Source organism: Lacrimispora sp. YZC11, from assembly GCF_057543815.1.
The window spans coordinates 791,417-816,523 of record NZ_BAAJYQ010000006.1 but is presented as its reverse complement, the minus strand read 5'-3'; the positions used below and the strand labels follow the sequence as shown (position 1 = coordinate 816,523).

Here is a 25,107-nt window from a genome sequence, read left to right as displayed (position 1 = left end):
TTCTTTTTTTATTTCTGCGGGCAACGAGCCAAGCGGACATGCTCGCATGTTCATTTGGCGACTGCCGCAAGAGTCAAATACCCCACTGCTTGCGGCAGGGTATTTGACTGATTGTATACAGTATTGTTCTTTAACTTGGAAACTGGCGCAGAACTCCACCTTTGTATCCTATGGCAGGTAACAAGGGTGGAGTTCTTATTTTGTTTGCCCTGATTCCATGTGCATGTCACACGCTCTTTTGATCTGTTTATCTTTTTTATCTGCGGAAACATCGTCGACAGCCTTAATTTCCTTTTACTTTTCTTTTCGTACTAAATTATCCCATGGCATCATTTAACGTGAATTCAGTGGATAACAACCATGTGATAACAGTCTATTTTTTAAGATATTCATAAGTGTAGTGGTAAATCATGGCCTGATGAAACTTTTCATAATCGTGGTCATAGAGTGCCTTGATAATGCGCTCATGCTTTTCAATCGTTATCTCAATGGATTTCGAGGAGAGCTTCGTGTTGTAATATTTGTCATAAGCCCAGAAGAAATCAATGATAGAAGAGAGGAGCACATTGTCCACTTTGGAAAACATGGTTTTATGGAACATGGCATCTGCTTTTGCAAATTCAATGCCCAACGGTTTCGTTCCGCCATTATCTACACCCAGATGGCTCTGCATGATGGTCACCTGTTCGTTCATCCGGTCAATATCGGCCAGCCCCAGGCTGTAAAAGGCTTTCTGATCAAAGCCCAGCTCCAGGACATGGCGCAATTCCTCAATATAATCCTTGATCTTGCTGTCGTTGGAAGCGTCTACGTGAGAAATCAATGAAGACATGAAAAAGTCGGAGTTAAATTCTCTGATGATGATGCCGACCCCTGGCTTGGAGGTCACGACACCGGTGATTTCCAGGGATTTAAGTGCTTCCCTGAGTACGTTCCGGCTTACTCCCAATGATTCACAGATTTCCATTTCGGTGGGAAGTTTATCTCCTGGCTGAAGATTGTGCTCCTTGATATATTGTTTGATTTCATCGTATACCTGTAAATACAACTTTCTGGTTTTTAAATTTTTCATAAGTCAGCGATCCATTCTCAATTATATTTGTAGTACAAAGTAATAACTTGTTTAATATTATAATTTATAAATATTAGTGTGTCAATAAAAGAAACATAAAAACTAAAATATAAACTTTTACGAAGAAAAATATGTAAAATATGCACAAATAATAATCGCATATTCAGTGAGGTTGTTGGTTGACATTTAAAAAAAAGTTAATTAAACTTAAAATATCAATTGCAAGTTTATACTTTATACTACAAAGTACAAATAGGAAAGGGAGGTTATTTATGAAACAAAAAAAACTTGTAAGCATTTTATGTGCCGCATCCCTGGCCGCTTCACTTTTGATCGGCTGCAGCGGAAAACAACAGCCACCATCAGAGACAGCAGGAACCGGGGAGAAGACAGAGAATGCCAGTTCCGGGGATTCGACGACTGGGAATCAGGGGACTGAAAGCAGTGAAGCGCTTGGGACCCCGCTGGCGGATTTAAGAGTCAGACAGGCTCTGGCTTATGCGATTGACATGGATGCAATTGTAGAGACACTGTTTAACGGCAAAGCGGAGGCAGCAAAAAGTTTTACCGCCCCCGGGGACTGGCTGAATGCAGATATTCCTACATATAAGTACGATCCGGAAAAGGCAAAGGAGCTTTTAAAGGAAGCCGGCTGGCCATCGGATTATACCCTTGATGTGGTTTATTATTATGATGATCAGCAGACCGTTGACTTAATGACCATTATCGGGCAGTACTGGCAGGAGATAGGGGTAAAGGCCCAGTTCAGAAAGCTGGAAGGTGATCTGGCCGCACAGCTTTGGGTACCTCCGGTGGACCGGGTAAAGGGCCCTTCTGCAGTAAAATGGGATCTGGCTTATGCTGCAGTGGCTGCATTGGCAGAATCCGAATTCTATAACAGATTCAGTTCGACAGCTTCCAATAACTCCACCGTTCCAAAGCAGGAGGGGCTTGATGAATTAATTATTTCTGCCAATGGGACTATGGATACCAACGAGCAGAAGAAGGCGTTTGGTGAAATCCAGAATTATGTAGCAGAGAATGTTGTTGCACTGCCTCTTTATCATCAGGTCTGCTTTATTTATACCAGCAAAGATCTTGATATGGCAGGGGCAGGATTCGGGAACGACCAGTTCTCATATGAGAAGCACATCCTGGACTGGAAGATCAGCCGGGACGACCGTACTTTGTATACAAATGGCGGACCCCAGGAATTTTTCTGGTATCCTTTGGTAAATCCGGGACTCCTGATTAATACGGAATTGATTTTTGATAAGCTTATAAACGCTGATGAGAACTTAAATCCTAAGGAAGGTATGCTGGCCCAAGACTATAAGGTGAGTGAGGATTCCAAATCCATCGAGTTTACGCTTCGTGACAATCTAAAATGGCACGATGACCAACCTCTGACGGCAGAGGATGTCCGGTTCACGATTGAACTGATGCTTAAGGCTCCCGGTACCAATGCGGTTGCTTCGGAAGTTATGAAGGCAATCCATGGTGCCCAGGACTTTATTGACGGAAAAACAGACCATTTGGAAGGCGTAGTGACTGATGGGAATAAGATCACGGTTAATTTTGATCAGGTTTCCGCCAATGCACTTCAGGTATTTGCCCAGTGGCCCATTCTTCCCAAACACTGCCTTGAAAAAGCAGACCCGGCGGCTCTCCAGCAGGATGGATTCTGGCAGAAACCAATCGGGTCAGGACCATACAGAGTTGATGAAGTCGTTCTGAACAATTACGCGACGCTGAAAAGATGGGATGGATATTATAAGACAGGAAACGGTAATATTGAGACAATTTACATGTCTGCAAGCGGTGAAAATGATGCAAACCTCGTAAAGAATGCGGGAGCCGGCAAGATTGACTATGCTTGGTCTAAGTCTACGGATGAAGCAAAGGCGATCGAAACTATGAATCATATGAAGGTCAATACGGCAAATATCAGATATACAAGATGCTTTTTTATCAATCAGTTTCCCCATGACGCAAATATTAAATGATTTCCCATTGATGAAGCATATAAACGGTGGATCTGCCAGGGTTCACCGTTTATAACAGGAGGAATTAAATGGCTACTTATACAATCAGAAAGATTTTATCATTAATTCCAATGATGCTAGTCATCAGCTTTCTCATTTATTTGGGAATTGAACTGATGCCAGGTGATGCGGTTGATTTCCTGATTCCGCCGGATGCACTTTCCACGATGTCGGCGGAACAGCTTGATCAGATGAGAAACTCTCTTGGCTTAAATGATCCGTTTGTAATCCGGTACGTTAAATGGCTGGTGGGCATCCTGCACGGTGACTTTGGTTACTCTCTGCAGTCGGGAGTACCTGTTGCGGAAATTATGAGGAATCATATTTCGGCAACGCTTGAATTATCCGTAGCATCTCTGATCATGTCTTCCATATTCGGTATTCTTCTGGGTGTGATCAGTGCCCTGAAAAAGGGAAGTGTTTTGGATCATATCCTGGACGTATTGGGTATGGTGGGTGTGGCGATCCCCCAATTTTTATTCGGCCTCATTTGTATCAATACATTGGCTCTGCATTACAACATTCTACCGGTAGGAGGGCGGATGGCTTATGCAGGGCAGAGCTTCATACAGAGATTACCGTACTTAATCCTGCCGGCTGCGGTCCTGGGCTTTTCCATGACAGCCGGTGTTATGCGGTATGCGCGGGGCAGCATGTTAGAATCCATGGGCAGGGATTATATGAAAACCGCAAGATCGAAGGGAATCCCGGAGTGGAGGGTGAATCTCCTGCATGGTCTCAGGGCGGCGGTGACCCCTGTTGTGGTATTGATCGGATTCCGGCTGCCCATGCTGATCGGCGGAGCGGTTGTTGTGGAGGAGGTATTCCAGTGGCCTGGAATCGGCGGTCTGTTCATCAAGGCCGTGCGGGCGCAGAATACTCCGCTTGTCATGATGATAGGATTTTTTTCCGTACTGATCGTTCTGGTGTCAAGCATTTTGGTTGATTTAGTCACCGCTATGCTGGATCCCCGGATAAAACTGAGTTAGGAGGAATGGGATCTATGAGTGCATTAGAGAAAAAAATGGATCGGATCCTTGCTCAGGAGGAATCCGGGAGACCAAAGAAACGGTTGAAAAGCAGGGTGTTAAGGAAAATGCTTGCCAATAAACTTTCCATTGCGGGTCTTATTATTTTTATCGTTATCTTTTTTATCTGCTTTGCAGCGCCCCTTATCACGTCCTACTCATCGACAAAGATTGATTTAAGGAGTATCCTGCAGGCACCGTCAGCGAAGCACATTCTTGGCACGGATAAAATCGGGCGTGATATTTTTGCAAGAATCCTGTACGGGGGCAGAATTTCCATTGCAGTTGGCCTTGGATCTGCGCTGATTGCCACGCTGTTCGGTGTTTCCCTGGGCACGATCGCGGGTTATAAAGGAGGGCTGGCAGACGGGATTGTCATGAAGATTTCAGAGATTTTAATGGCATTTCCCCAGATGATAATGGTGTTGATCCTTGTAACAATAACCGGGCAGAGCCTTTGGAATCTGATTTTTATATTTTCCTTAACCGGCTGGCCATCCATGTACCGAATGGCCAGATCCCAGATGCTTTCCCTGCGGGAAGAGGAATATGTCCAGGCCTTAAAGGCATTTGGCATAGGATCTATGAGGATTGCTTTTTTTCATATGCTGCCTAACGCAATTGGCCCTATTTTTGTCAACATAACATTGTCAACGGCTATGTTCATTCTTCAGGAGACATCACTTAGTTTCCTGGGGCTGGGTGTTCCGCTGGAGGTAGCTACCTGGGGAAATATATTGAATGCGGCGCAGGATATCATGATACTTAAGCGTGCATGGTGGGTCTGGGTACCTACGGGTGTTGTGGTAACTCTGTTTGTTATCAGCATCAACTTCATTGGCGATGGCTTAAGAGATGCAGCAGATCCGTCTCAAATTGGTTAAGGAGGAAGGTCAGATGAGTCATGATACGGTAGTAAGTGTTAAAAACCTCCATGTGAACTTTTATAACAATGATCGCTGCAATCAAGTAATCAGAGGAATCAACTTTGATTTAAGAAAGCGAAGGATTCTTTGTATCGTAGGAGAGAGCGGATGCGGAAAATCGGTTACTGCAAATTCCATTATGGGACTGCTTCCGGATCTCTCCAGGATTGAAAAAGGCGAGATTCATTTTTTTAACGATAGCAAGGATATCCGGATCGATCAACAAAAGAGAAAAGGAAGTGAAATGCGTAAGATCCGGGGCAGTGGTATTTCCATGATATTCCAGGATCCGATGACGGCGCTGAATCCGGTGTTTACCGTGGGATACCAGATCAATGAAGCACTTCTATCACATGGGAGAGCGAAAAACAGAGGGGAAGCAACAAGGTCCTCCATCGGGCTCTTGAAGGAAATGGGAATCCCGATACCTGAAAAACGGTTTTATGAATACCCTCATCAGTTTTCCGGGGGGATGTGCCAGCGAGCAATGATTGCCATGGCAATGAGCTGCAGGCCCAGAGTACTGATTGCGGATGAACCGACTACGGCCCTGGATGTTACGATTCAGGCTCAAATATTCGAATTGATGCTGGATTTGAAAAATAACAATGATACTGCTATCCTGTTGATTACCCATGATATGGGGGTAGTGGCCGAACTGGCAGATGATGTGGCGGTGATGTATATGGGAAATATCGTAGAGAGCGGAGATGCTAAGTCGGTCCTGACGGAGCCTTCCCATCCTTATACAAAGGCACTGCTGAATTCCATTCCTGTTCTGGGACGGGGAAAAAAGCAGAAGCTTGAGCCTATCAAAGGTTCCACTCCGGATCCTTATAACCGCCCGCCAGGCTGTCAGTTTGCTCCAAGATGTCCATATGCAGCACCGGTATGCGAAGAAAGGCTTCCGGATGAACATCTGATTGCTCCCGGGCATATGTGCCGGTGCTGCCATGACCGTTTAAAAGAGGAGGGCCAGCATCATGAATGAGAACAAGGAGAGGAAAGAAATACTCATCTCTGTGAAAGGATTAAAGACCTACTACCCGGTCAGGAAGGGGATATTTAAAAGAACTGCCGGTTATGTAAAGGCGGTGGACCACGTGGATCTGGATATTTACAGAGGGGAAATCCTTGGGGTCGTAGGGGAATCAGGTTGTGGAAAAACCACGCTGGGAAAAAGCATTCTGCAGCTGATCAGGCCATTTTCAGGAGAAGTGATCTACCATTTCCCAGAAGGGGAGAAGGATATTACAAAGGTGCCGAAAAAGGAATTGGACGATGCACGTAAGAAGATGCAGATCGTTTTCCAGAATCCATATTCATCTTTAAATCCCTCTTTCACCATATTTGGTACTATGCAGGAACCGTTGATCCGGTTTGGAATGAAAAACAAAAAGGAAAGGCGGGAGAAGATCGCAAAACTACTGGAAGAGGTAAATCTTCCTAAGGAGTATATGGAACGGTATCCCAATGAGTTTTCCGGAGGACAAAGACAGCGGATCGGCATAGCAAGGGCGCTTTCCGTGGATCCTGAGTTTATTGTATGCGACGAAGCGGTTTCTGCACTGGATGTTTCCATTCAGGCCCAGGTATTACAGCTTCTAAAGGAATTAAAGGAAAAGAAGAATCTGACCTATATGTTCATAACTCATGATCTGTCTGTAGTCGAGTATATCAGTGATCGCATCGCAGTAATGTATCTGGGACATATTGTGGAAATGGCAGAGACTCAGGAGATTTTTGAGAATACCCTGCATCCATACACAGAAGCTCTGCTTGGCGCCATTCCGATTGCTGATATTAACAGGCGGCGTAAGAGGATCCCGCTTCAGGGAGATGTCCCAAGTCCGGTGGATCCACCCGGTGGCTGTCCCTTTCATCCCCGCTGCCCCAAATGCATCCCGCGCTGCAGGACGGAAATTCCCAGAGCGCACAGAATCGAAAATAACGGCCATGAGCACCTGGTTTGCTGCCATCTGGCCGAAAATTTATAAGCTGGAGGTTAAAATGAGTAAATTTCAAATTACGGATATTAAAGGAGTCATTCCTGCAACCATGGCATTTTTTGATGAAAAAGAGAATATCGACGAAGCCTGTACTAGAAAAATGACAGAATTTATGATTGAAGCAGGGGTAAATGGGTTTTATTTAACTGGAAGTACAGGAGAATGCTTTACCATGACTCCGGAAGAAAGAAATCGTGTGGTTGATATCGTTATGGATCAGGTAAAGGGGAGGGTACCGGTGATCGTTCATGTAGGAGATATCGGAACCAGAAAGAGCATAGAGCTGGCAGAGCATGCGGAGGCAGCAGGAGCAGATGCCATTTCGTCGGTACCTCCCTTCTATTGGAAGTTTTCAAAAGAGGATATTTATCATTATTATAATGACATTGCAAAATCCACCAGCCTTCCGATGATTGTTTATAACATTCAGCTGGCAGGAATCATGGACAAAGATCTGATCCTTAAAATCGCTGAGATCGATCAAGTGAAAGGACTGAAATATACCGCCAGGAGCCATGACGAGATGGGCTCTTTAAAAGAGATGCTTGGAAAGGATTTCATGATCTATTCAGGGTGTGATGAGATGGCATTTTCCGGACTATGTTTTGGAGCGGATGGGCTTATCGGTTCCTTCTATAATGTAATCCCGGAAATTTACGAAAAAATATATCAGTGTGTTCAAAACAGCGATATCCCGGGAGGCATCCGGCTGCAGCGGATTGCGGATGAATTTATCTTTGCCTGTCTTCAATATGATTTCCCGTCCTGTGTACATAACCTGATGCGATGGAGAGGACTGGAAGGAGGATATTCCAGGCGGCCGTTCTATAATTATAAGGATGAGGAGCTTGCCGATTTAAAGATAAGCTTAAGGCAGATCAGGGAAAAGTATCAGGCCGAGGATTTGGAAATGTTTCAATTCTAGGCGGCAAAGCCCCCCATTTTTAAATGGCAAAAATGGGGGGACTTTTGATTATCAGCTTTATGCACAAAACTTCCATAGGAATAAAGAAATTTTTATTAAAACATATTGACAAAAAATAAAAACACAGTATATAATTACTATACAAAATCAATAATTTTATACTGACTACTTAAACGTTTCAGTAAAAATTGGGGAGGTGTTTTTATGCAAGATTGCTATATGCCCACAGGGAACGAATTTGTCAGCCTGCCGACATTGAACCAGACTACGGCTTCGATAGAAAGTTTTACGGTGCTGCATATGGGCTACAAAGGGATGCTGGCTTTTTGGGGCGGCGAAAGCGAACCTCTCATACGGCCTTTTGTGCAGGCAGAGGAAGGGGATCTGCTCTGTGATCTGGAATGGAAGCGGGAATGTGACTGGATTCCCAGGTTTGAATCGGTAAAGGACGGCGTTAGTACAGAGGGGATTTTTCTGGCTCCCATAGGACAGAAGGCCTTTGCCATACGTTTGACCGTCATGAATCATTCCGGCAGAGAACGGGAGATTTCCTGTGGTTTCAGCGGGGCGTGGGGAAAAGTGACCCACAGCGTCAACGAGGATAAGACGGTTACAGGACAGAGAACGGTTTACCGCTCCGGCTGGAATGACGGCCCGGTCTTTGATTTGTCCATTGGAATGCCGGTTATGGCATTTGCACCTATGGCGGTTTTGCCTGTTAAATGGGAATTTGAACAGGGTGAGGAAATACGCTACAAAGGGACTCATGATTGCCTGTTAAAATCCGGCGAATCCGTGATACTGGACATTTTCTGGGGCGTGGGCTTTGAAGAGGTGGCTGCGGCAACGGCGGCTAAGGAGCTTTTGCGGCAGAGTTTTGATGCGGTTTACGAGGAAACTCTGTGCTGGCTGTCAAAGCGTCAGAAAACCGTGGGCATACGGGAAGTGGATTCCCTGTTAAACCGGAACTTGTTTTTCAACTTCTTTTACGCGACAGGTATGACCATGGATACAGAGGAAGTGGTCATGGTCACTTCCAGAAGCCCCAGGTATTATGTCAGCGCAGCCTATTGGGACAGGGACAGCCTGCTGTGGAGTTTTCCTTCCATTCTAAAGGCGGACCCGCAGTATGCAAAGGAACTTCTGAATTACGTTTTTACCCGCCAGATCAAACAAATCGGCATTCACAGCCGTTACATAGACGGGACGGTTTTGGAACCGGGATTTGAACTGGATGAACTGTGTGCCCCATTAATGGCCCTTAGCCGTTACGTCAATGCTACGGGAGAGGCTGATCTTTTACAGGAAAGCCATATTGAGAGAGGAGTAAAGAAGATCCTTTCGATTCTAAAGACCAAGCGAAGCGATGCCCTTCATCTGTATGAAACTTTTTTACAGCCCACGGATGACATGCGGGTTTATCCTTATATCACGTATAACAATGTTTTAACCTGGAGGTGCTTGCGGGATTTAGAGAAAATGTATCGTAATTTGTGGCCTACTGAAACGCTTAAGTGGCTGGAAGAGGAAGTTTCGTGCTTGTTTGATGCCATTAATACCCATTGTAGGAAGGAATATCAGGGAAAAATGATTTTTGCCTGGTCCGTAGATGAGGATGGGAACTGGGACGTGTATGACGAACCGCCGGGAAGCCTGGAGCTTCTGCCCTATTTGGGTTTTTGCGGCAAGGAGGATCCTGTCTGGCAAAATACAGTTGAGATGTTACGAAGTCCGGATTACACATACTCTTTTGCAGGAAAGCCTTTTTCCGACATTGGCTGTCCCCATGCGCCCCACCCCTGGATACTGAGCGTCGCCAACGGGCTGATCAGCGGCAGGAAGGAAGCGTCTTTAGACTTTCTGCGCAGAGCTTCCATGGACAATGGAATCGCCTGTGAAAGCGTAGATGAAATGACAGGCGAATGTACCACGGGAGCCGCGTTTGCGACCTGTGCCGGATATTTGGCCTATTGTTTAATGGAAGGGTTGAATGAGGGGGGTGTGGATCATGATTCAGTATGAAACATGGAAGATTCGCTGTGAGGGCAGAGAAGATCCAAAGTTTTTAGAAAGCATATTCAGCCAGTCAAATGGTTATCTGGGTTCCCGATGTTCGTTTTTCATGGACGGGGCAAAGGCTTACGAGCGCTGTAATTATCTGGCGGGCGGCTTTGATTATATCAGTCCCGGTGTCACGGATATGGTGAACTTACCGGATTTGTTTCATTTCCAGTTTTCCCTGGGGACAGGGGAGTACCAATCCTTTTCCCAATCCCTGGATATGCGCAACGGCCTTTTTGAGAGGAAGTCGGTGTGGAAAGATAAGGAAGGAAGAGAGACGCAAATTGATATTTCCCGCTTTATCAGCATGGACAACAAACACGTGTCAGCCCTTTCACTGGAATTGACGGCTTTAAACTACAGCGGGAATACAGCTGTTTTTATGGGAATAGACGGGAAAACCGTGAACCTTCCTGTGGATGACGACCAGACCAAGGAAAACTTGGATACCGTGTCTTTGCTCTCCGTTTCTGAAACGGAAACGGGAGAGGACTACTGTTTCTTAAAGGCTGACAGTAAAGCTTCCTGCCGTTTGCACGTAGCCATGACTGCCCGCATGTTCCAAAACCGGGGGACTGCAAAGGACGCTTCGGTGCCTGACTGTCCGGCGAAAGAACTGAATATTCCGCTGGTGGAAGGGGAAATGGTGAGGATCGAAAAGATTCTTTATACGGAAGCGGTTCTGGTGGATTCGGAAACGTTCCTCCACGGCGGGCAAGACTTGCGCCCCCACGTCATAAACCGTTCCTTTGCGGAACTGCTAAAAGACAGCGAAGGGGCCTGGAAATCCCGCTGGGACCAAGCGGACATAGAGGTCACCCAGAAAGGAAACGACAGTACCATTCAGTCCGCCCTGCGGTACAACTTATTTCAGCTTATTCAGAATTGCCCCTGGGAGGACCCAACGGTCAGCATTGGCGCAAGAGGCTTGACCCATGGACGGTATAAGGGCTGCTGCTTTTGGGATACGGACATTTTCCTGCTGCCGTTTTACCTGTATACGGACCCGAAGGCCGCGAGAAATCTGATCCTGTTTCGCTTAAACACTCTGCCGGACGCAAAGAAGAACGCAAAGGCGCTGAATCTGCCGGGAGCCAGGTATCCGTGGATGTGCGCCATAGGCGGCATAGAACAGTGCCAAAGCTGGGACATCGGGCGTTGTGAGATTCACATTACCGCAGACGTAGCTTATGCCGTTGAAAACTACTTAAAGATTTCAGGAGATGAAACCCTGGATAGCCAGTCAGCGCAGTTGTATGTGGAGACCGCCAGATATTGGGCCGGAAGATTTTCCTATGACCAAAGAAAGGATGTATATAACCTGCTCTTTGTTAAAGGACCAGACGAATACTGCGGCGTTTCGGGAAACAACGCCTATACGGTACTTCTGGCCCGCCATAATCTCCGGCTGGCTTTGCAGGCGGTCGAGAGGAAGGTAGCGGTAGCTTACGTTTCGGAAATGAAAAAATGGCGGGACATCATAGAAAAAAGCCGGATTGAGTATGATTCTGACAAGGACTTGTACATTCAGGACGACAATTTCCTCCGGCTGGAAGCATTTCCGGGGCAAAAGGCCGGGGATGGAAGCGCAGCCTACCATCAGTACGATTTTGATTGGCTCCAAAGGTATCAGGTGTTAAAACAGGCGGATTTAGTTTTGCTCATGGTCTTAAAGCCGGAATGGTTTACGGACCGGGAACAAAAGGCTATCTGGGACTTTTATGAACCGCTGACACTTCATGATTCCAGCTTAAGCTTTGGAATTCATGCCTGGGCGGCGGCATATTTGGGCCTGGAGCAGAAGGCTTGTGAATATTTTGATAAAAGCCTGTTTCTGGATCTGGAAAACCGGATGAAGAATACGGGAAGAGAAGGCATTCATTTGGCCGCGGCAGGGGCCACCTGGCAGGCCGTGGTTTTTGGTTTCGCAGGTCTGGCACTGGGAAACGGCGGCAAGCCGGAGTTATCTCCCAGGCTTCCGAAGGACTGGGAACGTTTATCTTTTCACTTTTATATAAAAGGAAAACGGTACCTGGCGGTGATTGACGAAAAAGGCGGAAAAATAGAAACAGAAGAGGAATAAAAATGATAAGAAGGAAGGTGATTTTATGAAGCGGCCTGGTTTAAAGGATGTGGCAGAGAAGGCTGGGGTTTCCATAGCCACGGTGTCTTATGTAATTAATAATACGCCCTCGCAAAGCTTAAGTCCTGAAACAATTAAGCGGGTGAATGACGCCATAAAGGAACTGGGATACATTCCCAATCTGGCAGCCCGCACCCTGGTAAATAACAAAAGCAACTTATTAGGAGTGCTGATTCCCCAGACGGAATCAGGAAAAGAATTAATGTTCTCTAATCCCTTTTACGGCGATTTCATGTCGGCGGCGGAGTATACGGCCCGCAAAAGCGGTTATCACATCATGATTTCCGGAGCCGATTCCGGCCAGACTTACGCGGAAGTGGCCAGAACCCGGGGACTGGACGGTGTGATCGTGGTAGGGATGAATGACGACGAGGAATGCCGTCAGTTAAAAACCTTAAACATCCCAGTGGTACTGGTGGACAGTTACTGCGAAGCTTCCGGTTTTCACTCGATCAGCGTGGACGATATGCAGGGCGGGTACATGGCGACGAAGTACCTGTTGGAAAAGGGACTTAGAAGGATTGCACATGTGACTGGGCATGTCAATGACAGGGGCGTAAATTTCCTGCGCCATAAGGGGTATGAGAAGGCACTGGGAGAGTACGGACTGAGTACGGAGCAATCCTTGTTACTGTCTGGGGAAGTGTCCTTTGAATACGGCTGTGAAATGGGAGAATATCTGGCTGGGATGGCCGAACGGCCCGACGGGGTGTTTGTTTCCGCAGACATTCTGGCGGTGGGCTTATGTATGGGACTGCGCGGGAGGGGCGTAAGGATTCCTAAGGATATTTCCGTCATAGGTTTTGACGATTCGCTGCTTTCCAAAACCTGTGATCCGCCCCTTACCACCATACATCAGGACGTGGCGGCAAAGGGTGCGGAAGCAGTGAAACTTCTGATAAGCGAGAACCACACACTACAGAACAAGGTATTTCCATTAACTTTGGTAGAAAGGGGATCGGTGCGCTGATCCTTTTACGAAAACAAAGCAACATCCATTCTTTCTATTAAGGAGACAGTTTATTATGATGAAGTTAGCAAAAAAATGTATATGGGCCGCAAGTGCAATGGTATGTACCGCAGTTTTACTTTCAGGATGCAGCTCCAAGACTGCAGAAAAAACCGGAGCCGGAGAAGCAATCACAATCCGCCTGGACCAGTTTTCAGGAAGCGGTGCGTCTGAAGGGGCACTGAAAGAAATGATTGCAAAATTCAATGAGCAGTACCCAGGCATCAAGGTGGAGCTGCAAAGCTTTGGCTATGATGATTATTTCACTCAGCTGCAGTCTAAAATCGTCGGAGGCAGTGCGGCAGACGTATTTGAACTGAATTTTGAGAATTTCGTAGCCTATGCGTCGGAAGATGTACTTTTGGACATCGGGGCTTTGATGGGGGATACTTCAGGCTTTAACCAGACGGCTTTGGAAGCCTTCCAGTACGAGGGAAAACAATTTGGAATTCCCAATTCCTTCTCCAATGTGGTGCTTGTATACAACAAAGATTTATTTGACAAGGCAGGAGCCGCCTATCCCACCGACGACTGGACCTGGACGGAAATGTTAGAAGCCGCAAAGAAAATCCGCTCCCTTTCCGGGGACACCTACGGCTTGTACCGTCCCGTAAGTTTCCATGAATTTTACAAAGGGGTAAAGCAGAACGGGGGAAGCTTGTTAAGCGAAGATGGTGGGAAATTTACGGTCAATTTACCGCAGAATGTGGAAACGCTGGAAATCATGTCCGGTTGGGTGACGGACAGCAATGTTATGCCTTCGGACGCACAAATGGGCGGCATGGGCGACTGGGATTTGTTTAAATCCGGACGTCTTGGCATGATTATAACCGGAATCTGGGCCTTCAGCGACTTTACGGATAACTGCGATTTTGCCTGGGACGTGGCGGTGGAGCCGGGAAATACCGCAAAAGCCACTCACTTTTTCTCTAATGCTTACGTGGTAAACAAAGAAACCGCCAATCCTGAAGCTGCCGCCGCTTTGGCCGCCTTCCTGGCAGGAAGCAAGGAAGCCGCACAGATCCGCGTGGATTCAAGCTGGGAGCTTCCCCCTGTTAACTATCAGGATGTACTTGATTCCTATCTAAAGGTAACCCCGCCGGAGAACCGGGAAGCTGTATTTAAATCCCTGGATTATCTGGTAACACCGCCGGTGGTGAAACAGCAGTCTGAAATGCAGGAGATCATCACCAAGCACTTAAACAACGCTATTTCCGGTAACGTTACCGCTAAAGACGCGCTGGATGAGTGTCAGGCGGAACTGGAACAGAAAATCAAATTAGACTGACATTTATCTAGCCTGACAGGAGGGAACTGCTATGTATAAAAAACAGGGGTTAAGAGCCTTTATCTTTCTTTTGCCAAGTATGGCCGGACTTGTGTTGTTTAATCTGATTCCTATTTTTGCCTCGTTGCTGCTTAGCCTCACCGATTGGTCGGGGTTAAGCAGGGTAAGGCTGTTCCATGGTTTTTTTCAATTCGTCGGCGACAAGTTCGTGGGGTTTTCCAATTACTCCCAGCTTGTCAAAGATCCTGAATTTTGGGTGGTTTTGGGGCATAACGCCTATTTTATTCTGTTGTACCTTCCGCTGGTCCTGCTGTTTTCCTTAATGGTTGCCCTGATCATTCAGAGGAAGAGCCGCATGGCCTCTGTTTACCGGATGCTTTACTACATACCGGTACTGACCAGCTGGGTGGCGGGAGCCTTGATCTGGAAATGGATGTTAAGTCCGGAGTACGGGCCGATCAACAATGCCTTGTCAGCCATAGGGATTAAGGGGCCTTTATGGCTCCAAAGCGAGAGTTGGGCAATGCCCTCCATCGTCCTTGCCAGCGTGTGGAAGGATATGGGTTTTTATGGAATGATTCTGCTTAGCGGACTTTTGGCCATAAATCCGGAGTACTACGAGGCCGCCGAGATTGACGGGGCGGCATATTTTCAAAAGTTTAAGAGCATCACCCTGCCCCTGCTGTCACCGATTTTGTTCTATGTCATTATGCTGTCCCTGATCAATGCCTTTCAGCTTTTCCCGCAGATCATGGTCATGACCAAGAACGGAGACGCAGGACCCAACGGGGCCACCATGGTCATGGTGGAGCGGATTTACAAATACGCCTTTAAATTTGGCCGCATGGGCTATGCGGCGGCATGGTCATGGGTGTTGTTTGTCATTATTTTTGGCTTTACCGTACTGCAAAACGTGCTGCAAAGAAAGTGGGTGTACTATGAATCGTAAAGCGGCATCCGGAGTTTTATACCATTTGACGGCTGTTTTGCTATCGGTCGTAACCTTGCTTCCCTTTTTCTGGATGCTGTCCACTTCTTTCAAGAACTACGGTGCAATCATGGCCCTGCCCATACAGTGGATACCCAAAAACCCGACCCTTAAGAATTTCACGGATTTGTTCAGTAAAGAGGGAATGACCGTTTCCACATTTAATTCCCTTGTGGTCTCCATCAGCTCCGTAGCAGTGACGATCATAAGTTCCGCCATGGCCGCCTTTGCCTTCGCGAAACTGGATTTTAAGGGGAAAAACGCCATTTTTCTGGTTTATCTGGCCACCATGATGATCCCTTCCCAGGTGCTGTTCATTCCCCTTTACTTACTTATGGGAGAGCTGAAACTGGTGGATAGTCTGGGGGCTTTGGTACTGCCCAGTGTATTCAAGGTGTTTGCGGTGTTTATGCTGCGCCAGTGCATGATGACGATTCCTAACGTCTATATGGAAGCGCCCGCCATTGACGGCGCAGGAATTTTTACTGTCTTTGTACGGATCATATGCCCCATGTGCAAGTCCAGCCTTGCCACTTTGGCAATTATCTGCTTTATGGACGCATGGAATGACTACTTATTGCCGCTGGTCATGCTGACCACAAAGACAAAGTTTACCCTGCCCATTATTCTAAGCTCCTTAAATGGGCAGTACAAAAGCGAATACAACTTGCTTATGGCGGGAGCGCTGGTTTCCATGCTGCCGATTCTGGTGGTATATGCTTTTGCACAGAAGTATTTTGCAGCAGGATTACAGGTAGGAGGTGTGAAAGGATGAAATGTTTGCTTGCCGGTCAGGCCGTTTACGGATTTGGAGAACGGTTTGACGCATTGAATCAGGAGGGGCTGACCCGCGAAAACCACGTATACGAAACCTTTACCAATCAGGGGGCTTCCACCTATTTGCCCATTCCCTTTGCATTGACAGACGGGGGCGGGGGTCTTTATGTGGACACCATGGAGAAGTTTACCATATTCACGGAAAAAACCGATGACGGGATCGTCTTTACGCTTCCGGACCAATACGATGTGCGGACATTTACGGGAAGGCCCCTGGAGGTTCTTAAAGAGTTTACGGCGCTTACGGGGCGGCCCAGAGTGCCGCCGGACTGGGCTTTTGGCCTTTGGATGTCCGCTAACCGCTGGGATAGTCAGGCGGTGGTGGAAGAAGTGGTGGAAGAAGCTGTCAGGCATGGGATGAAACCTTCTGTGGTGGTAATCGAAGCCTGGAGCGATGAAGCCACCTTTTACCGCTTTGACAAAGAGCGTTTTCCCGATCCGGAAGGGATGATCCGGGACCTTCACGAAAAAGGAATCCGCCTGATTCTCTGGCAGATTCCGGTTTTGAAAAAGTTGGAGCCTGGGCGCGTTTGTCCGGAACACGAAGCAGACTGCGCCGAAGCGGTCCAAAAGGGCTTTGTCGTTACCAATGCCGACGGATCCCCCTATCTGATTCCGGAGGGGCGATGGTTCGGCGGTTCCATGATACCGGATTTCACCAATCCGGCGGCCTGTGACTGGTGGTTTGGGAAACGGCAATATCTGCTTGACATGGGAGTGGACGGCTTTAAGACCGACGGAGGGGAATTTGTATACGACGATAACGCCTGCTTCTTTGACGGGCGGACCGGAGCCCAAATGAAAAATGGTTATGCCATGGTTTACACCAGAGCCTATACGGACTTTATAAGAGATGACCGGATGCTTTTTTCCAGGGCCGGATATACGGGAGCTCAGACCACGCCTATGCACTGGGCCGGGGACCAGCAGTCCACTTGGGAAGAACTGCGCCATGTGGTGACGGCGGGTTTAAACGCAGGATTGTCGGGTCTGCCCTTCTGGGGCTTTGACCTTGCGGGTTTTGCGGGAAAGATGCCTTCCGCCGAACTGTATCTGCGATCCTTCTGCCTAGCCTGTTTTGCTCCGGTCATGCAGTGGCACTCGGAACCGGCTGCCGGCCAGTTTTCCGAACTTCTGGAGGCTTCGGAAGAAGAGATCAACGACAGAAGTCCATGGAACATGGCAAAGGTGACAGGCATGCCGGAAATCCTTGATATTTGCCGAAGGTTTACGCAGGAAAGAGAGCGGTTGCTGCCTTATATCCTAAAGGAAGCAAGCGTAAGTGCAGATACAGGCCGCCCTCTTATGGCCGCACTGGTAATTGACTGGCCGGAGGATAAAGAAGCGTGCGCAGTGGACGACGAGTATATGTTTGGTTCGCAGCTTTTAGTGGCTCCGGTTTTAGAGGAAGGAGTGGTAGGAAGGCAGGTATATCTGCCAAAAGGAAATTGGAACGATTATTGGACAGGAGAACAAACAGCGGGTCCATGCCGTTTGTACAAAGAATGCCGGGCGGGAGAACTTTTGGTCTGGCGTTTGAACTAGTTTGACAAAAAGAAACCATATCACAAGGAAATAACACTTATGATAAATGGAGGGGAAATATGAGAAAGAAGCTTATGGCCATTTTACTGAGCATATGCTGTATTTTGCTCAACGTTTCACCGGCTTTTGCGCTGGAAGGAACGTGGCACAATCCTTACGGATTAAATGATATTTATGAAATAGAACCTACCGAGCGTTCGCCCAGGAATCCGATTGCAGGCCAGTCCGTGAGGATACACAGCACCACCTGGCCTGTGGAATCCGGACAGACGGTTTGGGTTTCCTACACCGTAAATGGTGTAAAGAAGACGGACGTAGGCGCGGGCTGGTCCTATAACAGCGGAAACAATTCTTACTGGGAAGCGGATTTAGGCTCCTTTGCTAAAGGAGATACTGTGGAGTATACGGTCCACGGGGGCGTAAACGGCACAAACACCAAATCCATCGGTCCCTTTACCTTTCATGTGACCGACTGGGAAAAAGTAAAGTCCGTGTCTTTGAATTCCTATAACAACGGAACCGTCCTTTTTGACGTGAAGGCGGATACGGGGAATTTCTCCCCAAAGCTGGCTCTTAGCTTTACGGACGAGGAAACAGTGCGTTTCCAGCTTTCACCAAAGGGAGACGGGAAATTCGCCTCCGGTATTTCCGGTTACACTGTGACGGAAAATGCACAAAAAGTGGAAATAGAAGCCGGAAAACTGCGGGTTACCGTCACTAAGAATCCATACGCCTTAGAGGTATACAGCTACGAACACAACAAGGTTTTGACTTCTAACGGCGGTATGGGCAAGGAGATGTCCTGGCTGACCGACGGAAAGGATGTGATCGGGCAGTTCCGGGACGGCTATCTCTCTCCTTCAGACGAGCGTTTCTACGGTTTCGGAGAGCATTATGACGGTGCGGAGAAACGGGGAGAGGTGGTTGAAACCTACATTTACAACCAATACCAGAACCAGGGCAGTAAAACCTATTTGTCGGTTCCCTTTTTCGTTACCAGCAAAGGTTACGGAATTTACTTAAATACCACCTGTTATTCCAGGTTCGATATGGCAGCAGCGGATGGGGACCGGTATGTATTTGAAGCTGATACGGAACATGTGGATTCCCCCCTTTTGGATTACTACTTAATCAGCGCAAGTACGGCTGCGAAGGTGGTGGGGAAGTACAACAAAATTTCCGGTTTGCCCCAGGAACTCCCCAAATGGGCTTTCGGACTTTGGATGTCCGCCAATGAATGGGATACTCAGTCAGAAGCGCTGGAAGCCATGAACCAGTCTAAAAACAACGACATTCCGGCTACGGTTTTAGTGCTGGAACAGTGGAGTGACGAAAACACCTTCTATGTCTGGAATGAAGCAACCTATACGCCAATTCCAGGCTCGGCTGCTTTTAAAAATTCGGATTTCACTTACGGCTCTAAATGGCCCGATCCAAAGGCAATGACAGACACTCTTCATGAAAATGGCTTAAAACTGGTGCTGTGGCAGATACCCGTTTTAAAATACACGCCTTACTCCTATGCACAAAAGGACAATGACGAGGCCTATATGCTCCAGAAGGGATACGCTGTTTCCGACGGACATGACGGGGCCTACCGCATACCCGAATCCGGGTGGTTCGGAAACAGTCTGCTGTTGGATTTCACCAATCCCGAGGCAGTAGATTGGTGGATGAACAAGCGCTCCTACCTTTTTGACGACATTAAGATAGACGGCGTAAAAACGGACGGTGGGGAAATGGTTTGGCGTAAGGACACTTCCTTCCATAACGGCAGTACCGACCTTTCCATGAGAAATGCATATCCCAACGCCTACATAAAGGGATATAACGACTTTGTGAAGAAAAAGACAGGGGAAGGGATCACCTTCAGCCGGTCGGGAACCACAGGCGTTCAGTCCTCCGGAGCCTTTTGGGCAGGAGATCAGACCTCCAGCTTTTCCGCTTTCAGGGACGCCCTCAGTGCCGGTTTGAGCGCTGGGATCTCAGGAGTACCTTACTGGAGCTGGGATTTGGCCGGGTTTACGGGGAATTTCCCTTCGGCCGAGCTCTATAAGCGCAGTACACAAATGGCTGCTTTTGCTCCGGTCATGCAGTTCCACTCCGAGAAGGCAAACCCCTCTCCCAGTGAGGAACGCTCCCCCTGGAACGTTCAGAACCGTACGGGTGACAGCAGTATCGTTCCCATGTTCCGCAAATACATCAACACCCGCATGAACTTGCTGCCCTATATTTTCAGCGAGGCACAAAACAGTGCACAGGGCGGAACGCCCATGATGAGGGCCATGTTCTTAGACAATCCGGAAGATTCCAATACCTATGACTTAGAAGAACAGTATATGTTCGGGCGCAGTCTTTTGGTGGCGCCTGTTGTCCAGGAGGGAGAGACAGTAAAGAGCGTATACTTGCCCGAAGGGGAATGGATCGATTTATGGAACAACGCCCTGACTGCAGGCGGCATGAAGAAAGACTATTATGCGGATGTGAACTCTATCCCTGTTTACGTGAAGTCCGGCAGTATTCTGCCCCTTAACTTAAACAAAAACTATGAGATCGGCGGTTCCATAGGCAATGATGTGGAGAATTACGATAACCTTACCTTCCGTGTCTATCCCGAAGGGGAAAGCACCTATATCCTGTCCCACAGTGACCGGAGTACTATGACGGTCCGGGCATCCGAGAATTTTGGGGCAGGTACTGTAACCGTTCATCTGCCTTCCTGCCAGATTCCAATCACCACGCAGGTCTTTGGAACCAGACCCGGCGGTGTAAATGCAGACGGTCAGACATTACAGGAAGTGAAAACTCTGGACGGCTTTATAAAGGCGCAGAGTGCGTACTACTACAACGAGAATGAAAAGCTTACCTATATCAAAACCCCGTCCGGTCCGGCTAAGAAGATCGAATTAAACGGCGTAAACAAAGCTCCTTATGAAGCCGAACACGCATCCCTTCATCAGGTTTCCACCAACACGGATTACAGCGGCTATTACGGGGAAGGCTTTGTGGATCAGTTTGCGGACAAGGGCGACTGGGTGGAATTTGAGGTGTATTCAAAAGAAAAACGAACGGCATCACTGTCAGTCCGTTACTCCGCCGGAGTGACCGCCGGACAGCGTTCCGTAATGGTCAACGGGGGAAACATCAGCGCTTTGGCCCTGCCGGCTACTTCCGGCTGGGGTGACTGGAATACCGCAGGCATTCCTATTAACTTAAACAGCGGCAGAAACACCGTCCGGATCTCCTATGAAAATGGGGATTTTGCCGGTATCAATCTAGACTGTATTCTGGTTAAATAAGGGGGAGCAGTATGAAACAGAAAAAACGGTTTCTATCATTAAGTTTAGTATTTACCTTATTATTCACCGCTCTGTGGCCGGCCTTTGTGCCGGCCCCGGCCAGGGCGGCAGTATCTGCTTTAGGTGACGTGATTGGTACGCAGGTCAACGGAACTACTCTGGTCCTCACCGTGGACAGCGGTTCCTCTCCTTCGGATCAATTGACGCTGGAAGTCTGTGACGATGACATTCTGCGGGTGAACTACCAGCCTGGCGGAGCTGTTTCCAGTGAGCGGACACCCATGATCGATCCCGGTCTGAAATGGGATACAAGTGACGCCGTCATTCATACGGCTTCCGATCCCATAACCATAAAGACGGACGAAATGCAGGTTGAAATTAATAAAAAGCCTTGCCGGATGACGGTGAAAAAAGCCGACGGCACGACCCTGTTTTGGGAACCTCAAAGCGGGGGAGTCTACCACGATGGCGTTCGCTTTGTCCGTCAGGATTCCACCAACTTATACGGAATCCACAGCTTTGACTGTTTTGACGAAAACGGCAATCTGCTGCGAAATGACAACACACAGGCGGCCAGGGCAGGCCAGCAGGGCAATTCGGGCGGCCCCTTCCTCTGGTCCACAGCAGGTTATGGTTTGCTGGTGGATTCAGACGGCGGCTACCCCTATACCAATTCCAGGGATAAGAAAATGGAATTTTACTATGGGGGAACTCCGGTGGAAGGCCGCAGGTATGAAAAAGATAATGTGGAATATTTCATTTTACTGGGAGAGCCAAAAGAGATTATGAAAGACTATTCCAAAATTACGGGAACCTCTCCCATGCTTCCCAAGTGGGCACAGGGTTTTTCCAATTTTGAGTGGGGAATCAACGAACAGGAATTGATGGAAATGGTTGATACCTACCGGGCAAAAAACATTCCCCTGGACAGCTACGCTTTTGACTACGACTGGAAGCTTTACGGACAGGACAACTATGGGGAATTTAAGTGGAATACGGGAAATTTCCCCTTAGCAGGAAGCGGTGCCTTAAAAAACACCATGGATGCAAGGGGAGTGAAAATGATCGGAATTACCAAGCCGCGAATCGTAACAAAGATTTCCGGAGGTGCAGCCACCGCCCAGGGGCAGGACGCAGCCAATAACGGGTATTTCTATCCGGGGCACAACGAATACGTGGATTATTTTTATCCTGTGACGGTACGCAGTATTGACCCTTACAAATCAGGAGAGCGTGCCTGGTGGTGGAACCACTCCATTGATGCATTTACAAAGGGGATCGTGGGCTGGTGGAACGATGAAACAGATAAGGTTTCCTCCAATGGGGCTGAGTACTGGTTCGGTAACTATAATACCTTGCATGTTGCCCAGACTATTTATGAAGGACAGCGGGAGTATGCCAAGAATAATGTCCGTGTGTGGCAGACGGGCAGAAACTACTATCCGGGTACCCAGCGCTTTGCCACCAGCATATGGTCAGGAGACGTTGCCACACAGTTTTACAAGGGGGAGCGGGTTTCCTGGGCCGCAGGCTTAAATGAACAGAAGGCCGCCCTGCTTTCCACCGTAAACAACGGGCAGCCGAAATGGGGTTCGGACGGAGGAGGCTTTAACCAAAATTCCGGAAACATTGAAAACCCCAGTCCAGAGCTTTACACCCGCTGGCTCCAATTTGAATCCGTTGTGCCTGTTTTCCGGGTTCACGGAAATTTAAACCAACAACGCCAGCCCTGGTATTACGGCTATACAGCGGAGGAAAATGTAAAAGCAGCCATTCATTTGCGCTACTCCCTGATGCCTTATTTCTATGCCTATGAAAGAGAGGCTTACGAAAGCGGCTTGGGCCTGGTGCGCCCTCTGCTGTTTGATTATCCTCAGGACGACAAGGTAAAGGATTACTCCGACGCATGGATGCTGGGGGACTGGCTTCTTGCGGCTCCGGTTACAGAGCGGGGGCAGTCCTGCAAATGGATTTACCTCCCAGAGGGAAACTGGATTGACTACAACAGGGGAACCGCATATAAGGGCGGACAATATATTCCTTACAGCTTAGACACCCAGTCCTGGTCCGACTTACCCCTATTTGTGAAGGAAGGAGCTATTATCCCTTCACAGGATGTAGAGGACTACGTAGGGCAGAAGAAAACGGAACGCATTTTCGTAGACATATTCCCTTCATCCCAGAAGACGGAGTTTCAGTATTATGACGATGACGGCATTACTTATGATTACGAAAACGGAAAGTATTTCTCTCAGACCGTATCCGGTCAGAAAAGTTCAGGTCAGGTTCAGATCGGTATATCGGCCAAATCCGGAAGCTACACAAACGGTGTGGATTACTACTACCTGGCGGTTCATGGCAGCGCCGCCGGTCAGGTGACGAAAAATGCCGCCCAGTTACAGGAATACGCCGACTTAAATGCCCTATTTGCCGCAAACGGCGGGGGATTTGCAAAATCCAGGGACATTTACGGGGAAGTTACTTATATAAAAACCCAAGCGGGCCAGTCAAATGCAGACACACTGGTTTTATCCGGTAACCCGGCAGTCACACTTTCCGATCAAAAGTACGAGGCGGAATACGCCTCCCTTTCCGGTAAAACAGTGGCCAGCCAGCCCAAAGTGGGCAGGGATCATACAGGATTTTCCGGTACTGGCTTTGTGAACGGTATGGAAGCGGAGCAGGCGGCAGTGACTTTCTATGCAAAAGCCGCAAATCCGGGGGATTATGAGGTGACTCTGCGCTGTTCCAACGGCGCAAAGGCCGCAAAAACCTTATCCGCTTACGTCAACGGCACATACAGCGGCCAGGCGGACATAGCTTCTACCGGAGGCTGGGATACCTGGGGAGATGTGAAAATTCTACTTCCACTCACCGCGGGCAGTAACAGCATCACGTTCAAATACGATCCGAAGGCAGGGGATACAGGCTTTGTAAATATTGACTATCTGGCGGTTCCCTTTGAACCGGAACGGATGGTAATAGAAGCGGAGAATTCTCCTCTTTACGGGGCTGCAAAGACAAATCAGGATCATTGGTTTTACAGCGGCAGCGGCTTTGTAGATTCCATGGTTTCACAGAATGCGGAAGTAGCCTTTGAGGTCGATATGGAACAAGGCGGAGCCTATACCGCAGATTTCCGCTACAGCAACGGAAACCAAAGCACGAAGGATTTAAATTTATACGTAAATGGAAGCTATGCAGGAAACCTGCAATTTGCCGGTACAGGCGGAAACTGGAACATCTGGAAGACCGTGAGCACAAATCTGGCACTTTCAAAGGGAAGAAACCGGATTTCCCTTCGCTATGATGCGGGCAATTCCGGTAGCATCAACCTTGACAAATTGACACTGTCTGCCGCCGCTTCCGGTACTTATCCGGAAAACCTTTTGGACAATGGGGATTTCGAGCGTCCCACTTCCTTTAATTCCAACTGGACGGAGTGGCATCCCAGCAGCCAGGCGTTAGCTTACGGCATTGATTCCGGCTCCGGCACGAATCCGCCGGAATCCCCGGTGGAAGGTGACAAACGGGCGTATTTTTACAATACAGCCGCTTTTGAGCAGAGTATTCATCAGGGGCTTAACGTGGAAAACGGAAGCTATCGGGTAGAAGCCTTTGTGAAGGTGGTAAATACCTCTCCTGCCGTTGGACGGATGGAGATCACAAACTACGGCGGCAATGCGGTTTACGTGGATATGCCAAAGTCGGGAAGCGGGTGGCACAAAATAGAGGCAAGCAATGTTTTGGTCACAAATGGTACCATTGATATTGGGTTCTATTGTTCTTCCGGCGGAGGGACGACGGTACATATTGATGATGTGAGATTGTATAGGAATTAACAATTTACCTGCAGCGGCACATGGAGAAGGTCTTGTGAAAAGTCTTCCGATGTGCCGTTGCATTTTGAACATGAATGGATTACAGAACAT

General features: G+C 48.1%; 16 protein-coding genes. 15 read left to right on the top strand and 1 reads right to left on the bottom strand.

The window, feature by feature from the left end:
- Positions 1-373 precede the first annotated feature (373 nt).
- Complete coding sequence (locus AC27IJ_RS10025; RefSeq protein ID WP_312441962.1) at positions 374-1,072, bottom strand: FadR/GntR family transcriptional regulator; 699 nt, start codon at positions 1,070-1,072, stop codon at positions 374-376.
- 272 nt (positions 1,073-1,344) lie between these two features.
- Between AC27IJ_RS10025 and AC27IJ_RS10020 the strand changes: the two genes are divergently transcribed.
- From AC27IJ_RS10020 to AC27IJ_RS09950, 15 genes are all read left to right on the top strand, one after another.
- Positions 1,345-3,078: an ABC transporter substrate-binding protein gene (locus AC27IJ_RS10020; RefSeq protein ID WP_487148632.1), complete on the top strand. Its 1,734-nt coding sequence runs from the start codon at positions 1,345-1,347 to the stop codon at positions 3,076-3,078.
- Positions 3,079-3,146: 68 nt separating this feature from the next.
- Positions 3,147-4,106 carry an ABC transporter permease gene (locus AC27IJ_RS10015; RefSeq protein ID WP_312441966.1) on the top strand — a complete coding sequence of 320 codons (960 nt, stop codon included), beginning with the start codon at positions 3,147-3,149 and terminating at the stop codon, positions 4,104-4,106.
- Between the two features lie 5 nt (positions 4,107-4,111).
- Positions 4,112-5,029, top strand: coding sequence for an ABC transporter permease (locus tag AC27IJ_RS10010; protein WP_442913621.1), 918 nt, complete (start codon positions 4,112-4,114; stop codon positions 5,027-5,029).
- Between the two features lie 13 nt (positions 5,030-5,042).
- Positions 5,043-6,062 carry an ABC transporter ATP-binding protein gene (locus tag AC27IJ_RS10005; RefSeq protein WP_487148629.1) on the top strand — a complete coding sequence of 340 codons (1,020 nt, stop codon included), beginning with the start codon at positions 5,043-5,045 and terminating at the stop codon, positions 6,060-6,062.
- Positions 6,055-7,068 carry an ABC transporter ATP-binding protein gene (locus AC27IJ_RS10000; protein WP_312441970.1) on the top strand — a complete coding sequence of 338 codons (1,014 nt, stop codon included), beginning with the start codon at positions 6,055-6,057 and terminating at the stop codon, positions 7,066-7,068. The genes AC27IJ_RS10005 and AC27IJ_RS10000 overlap by 8 nt, the downstream gene beginning before the upstream one ends.
- A 13-nt stretch (positions 7,069-7,081) precedes the next feature.
- On the top strand, positions 7,082-8,005 hold the full coding sequence (locus tag AC27IJ_RS09995) for a dihydrodipicolinate synthase family protein (protein WP_313258307.1): 924 nt from the start codon (positions 7,082-7,084) through the stop codon (positions 8,003-8,005).
- Positions 8,006-8,209: 204 nt separating this feature from the next.
- Positions 8,210-10,027, top strand: coding sequence for a glycoside hydrolase family 125 protein (locus AC27IJ_RS09990; RefSeq protein WP_487148626.1), 1,818 nt, complete (start codon positions 8,210-8,212; stop codon positions 10,025-10,027).
- Complete coding sequence (locus tag AC27IJ_RS09985) at positions 10,014-12,149, top strand: glycoside hydrolase family 65 protein (RefSeq protein ID WP_487148624.1); 2,136 nt, start codon at positions 10,014-10,016, stop codon at positions 12,147-12,149. The genes AC27IJ_RS09990 and AC27IJ_RS09985 overlap by 14 nt, the downstream gene beginning before the upstream one ends.
- 25 nt (positions 12,150-12,174) lie before the next feature.
- Positions 12,175-13,179 (top strand): LacI family DNA-binding transcriptional regulator, encoded by a 1,005-nt coding sequence (locus AC27IJ_RS09980; RefSeq protein WP_313152215.1) that lies wholly within the window; start codon positions 12,175-12,177, stop codon positions 13,177-13,179.
- A gap of 55 nt (positions 13,180-13,234) precedes the next feature.
- Complete coding sequence (locus AC27IJ_RS09975) at positions 13,235-14,506, top strand: ABC transporter substrate-binding protein (RefSeq protein WP_312500827.1); 1,272 nt, start codon at positions 13,235-13,237, stop codon at positions 14,504-14,506.
- 31 nt (positions 14,507-14,537) lie between these two features.
- Positions 14,538-15,455: a carbohydrate ABC transporter permease gene (locus AC27IJ_RS09970; protein WP_312500830.1), complete on the top strand. Its 918-nt coding sequence runs from the start codon at positions 14,538-14,540 to the stop codon at positions 15,453-15,455.
- A complete protein-coding gene (locus AC27IJ_RS09965; protein WP_487148621.1) occupies positions 15,445-16,269 on the top strand; it encodes a carbohydrate ABC transporter permease in 825 nt (274 codons plus the stop codon). The genes AC27IJ_RS09970 and AC27IJ_RS09965 overlap by 11 nt, the downstream gene beginning before the upstream one ends.
- Positions 16,266-17,876 (top strand): glycoside hydrolase family 31 protein, encoded by a 1,611-nt coding sequence (locus AC27IJ_RS09960; RefSeq protein WP_487148619.1) that lies wholly within the window; start codon positions 16,266-16,268, stop codon positions 17,874-17,876. Before AC27IJ_RS09965 ends, AC27IJ_RS09960 begins: the two co-directional genes overlap by 4 nt.
- Positions 17,877-17,935: 59 nt before the next feature.
- The gene (locus tag AC27IJ_RS09955; protein WP_487148617.1) at positions 17,936-21,175 is read left to right on the top strand and encodes a TIM-barrel domain-containing protein; all 3,240 of its coding nucleotides are present in this window, start codon (positions 17,936-17,938) and stop codon (positions 21,173-21,175) included.
- Positions 21,176-21,186: 11 nt separating this feature from the next.
- The gene (locus AC27IJ_RS09950; protein WP_487148615.1) at positions 21,187-25,017 is read left to right on the top strand and encodes a TIM-barrel domain-containing protein; all 3,831 of its coding nucleotides are present in this window, start codon (positions 21,187-21,189) and stop codon (positions 25,015-25,017) included.
- Positions 25,018-25,107 lie beyond the last annotated feature (90 nt).

What these genes read in the sequence shown, in the direction of transcription:
- AC27IJ_RS09985 (WP_487148624.1), top strand. Translation starts at nt 10,014, where the DNA reads ATGATTCAGTATGAAACATGGAAGATTCGCTGTGAGGGCAGAGAAGAT.
- AC27IJ_RS10010 (WP_442913621.1), top strand. Translation starts at nt 4,112, where the DNA reads ATGGGATCTATGAGTGCATTAGAGAAAAAAATGGATCGGATCCTTGCT.
- AC27IJ_RS09995 (WP_313258307.1), top strand. Translation starts at nt 7,082, where the DNA reads ATGAGTAAATTTCAAATTACGGATATTAAAGGAGTCATTCCTGCAACC.
- AC27IJ_RS09990 (WP_487148626.1), top strand. Translation starts at nt 8,210, where the DNA reads ATGCAAGATTGCTATATGCCCACAGGGAACGAATTTGTCAGCCTGCCG.
- AC27IJ_RS09965 (WP_487148621.1), top strand. Translation starts at nt 15,445, where the DNA reads ATGAATCGTAAAGCGGCATCCGGAGTTTTATACCATTTGACGGCTGTT.
- AC27IJ_RS09970 (WP_312500830.1), top strand. Translation starts at nt 14,538, where the DNA reads ATGTATAAAAAACAGGGGTTAAGAGCCTTTATCTTTCTTTTGCCAAGT.
- AC27IJ_RS09980 (WP_313152215.1), top strand. Translation starts at nt 12,175, where the DNA reads ATGAAGCGGCCTGGTTTAAAGGATGTGGCAGAGAAGGCTGGGGTTTCC.
- AC27IJ_RS10000 (WP_312441970.1), top strand. Translation starts at nt 6,055, where the DNA reads ATGAATGAGAACAAGGAGAGGAAAGAAATACTCATCTCTGTGAAAGGA.
- AC27IJ_RS09960 (WP_487148619.1), top strand. Translation starts at nt 16,266, where the DNA reads ATGAAATGTTTGCTTGCCGGTCAGGCCGTTTACGGATTTGGAGAACGG.
- AC27IJ_RS10005 (WP_487148629.1), top strand. Translation starts at nt 5,043, where the DNA reads ATGAGTCATGATACGGTAGTAAGTGTTAAAAACCTCCATGTGAACTTT.
- AC27IJ_RS10025 (WP_312441962.1), bottom strand. Translation starts at nt 1,072, where the DNA reads ATGAAAAATTTAAAAACCAGAAAGTTGTATTTACAGGTATACGATGAA.
- AC27IJ_RS09950 (WP_487148615.1), top strand. Translation starts at nt 21,187, where the DNA reads ATGAAACAGAAAAAACGGTTTCTATCATTAAGTTTAGTATTTACCTTA.
- AC27IJ_RS10015 (WP_312441966.1), top strand. Translation starts at nt 3,147, where the DNA reads ATGGCTACTTATACAATCAGAAAGATTTTATCATTAATTCCAATGATG.
- AC27IJ_RS09955 (WP_487148617.1), top strand. Translation starts at nt 17,936, where the DNA reads ATGAGAAAGAAGCTTATGGCCATTTTACTGAGCATATGCTGTATTTTG.
- AC27IJ_RS09975 (WP_312500827.1), top strand. Translation starts at nt 13,235, where the DNA reads ATGATGAAGTTAGCAAAAAAATGTATATGGGCCGCAAGTGCAATGGTA.
- AC27IJ_RS10020 (WP_487148632.1), top strand. Translation starts at nt 1,345, where the DNA reads ATGAAACAAAAAAAACTTGTAAGCATTTTATGTGCCGCATCCCTGGCC.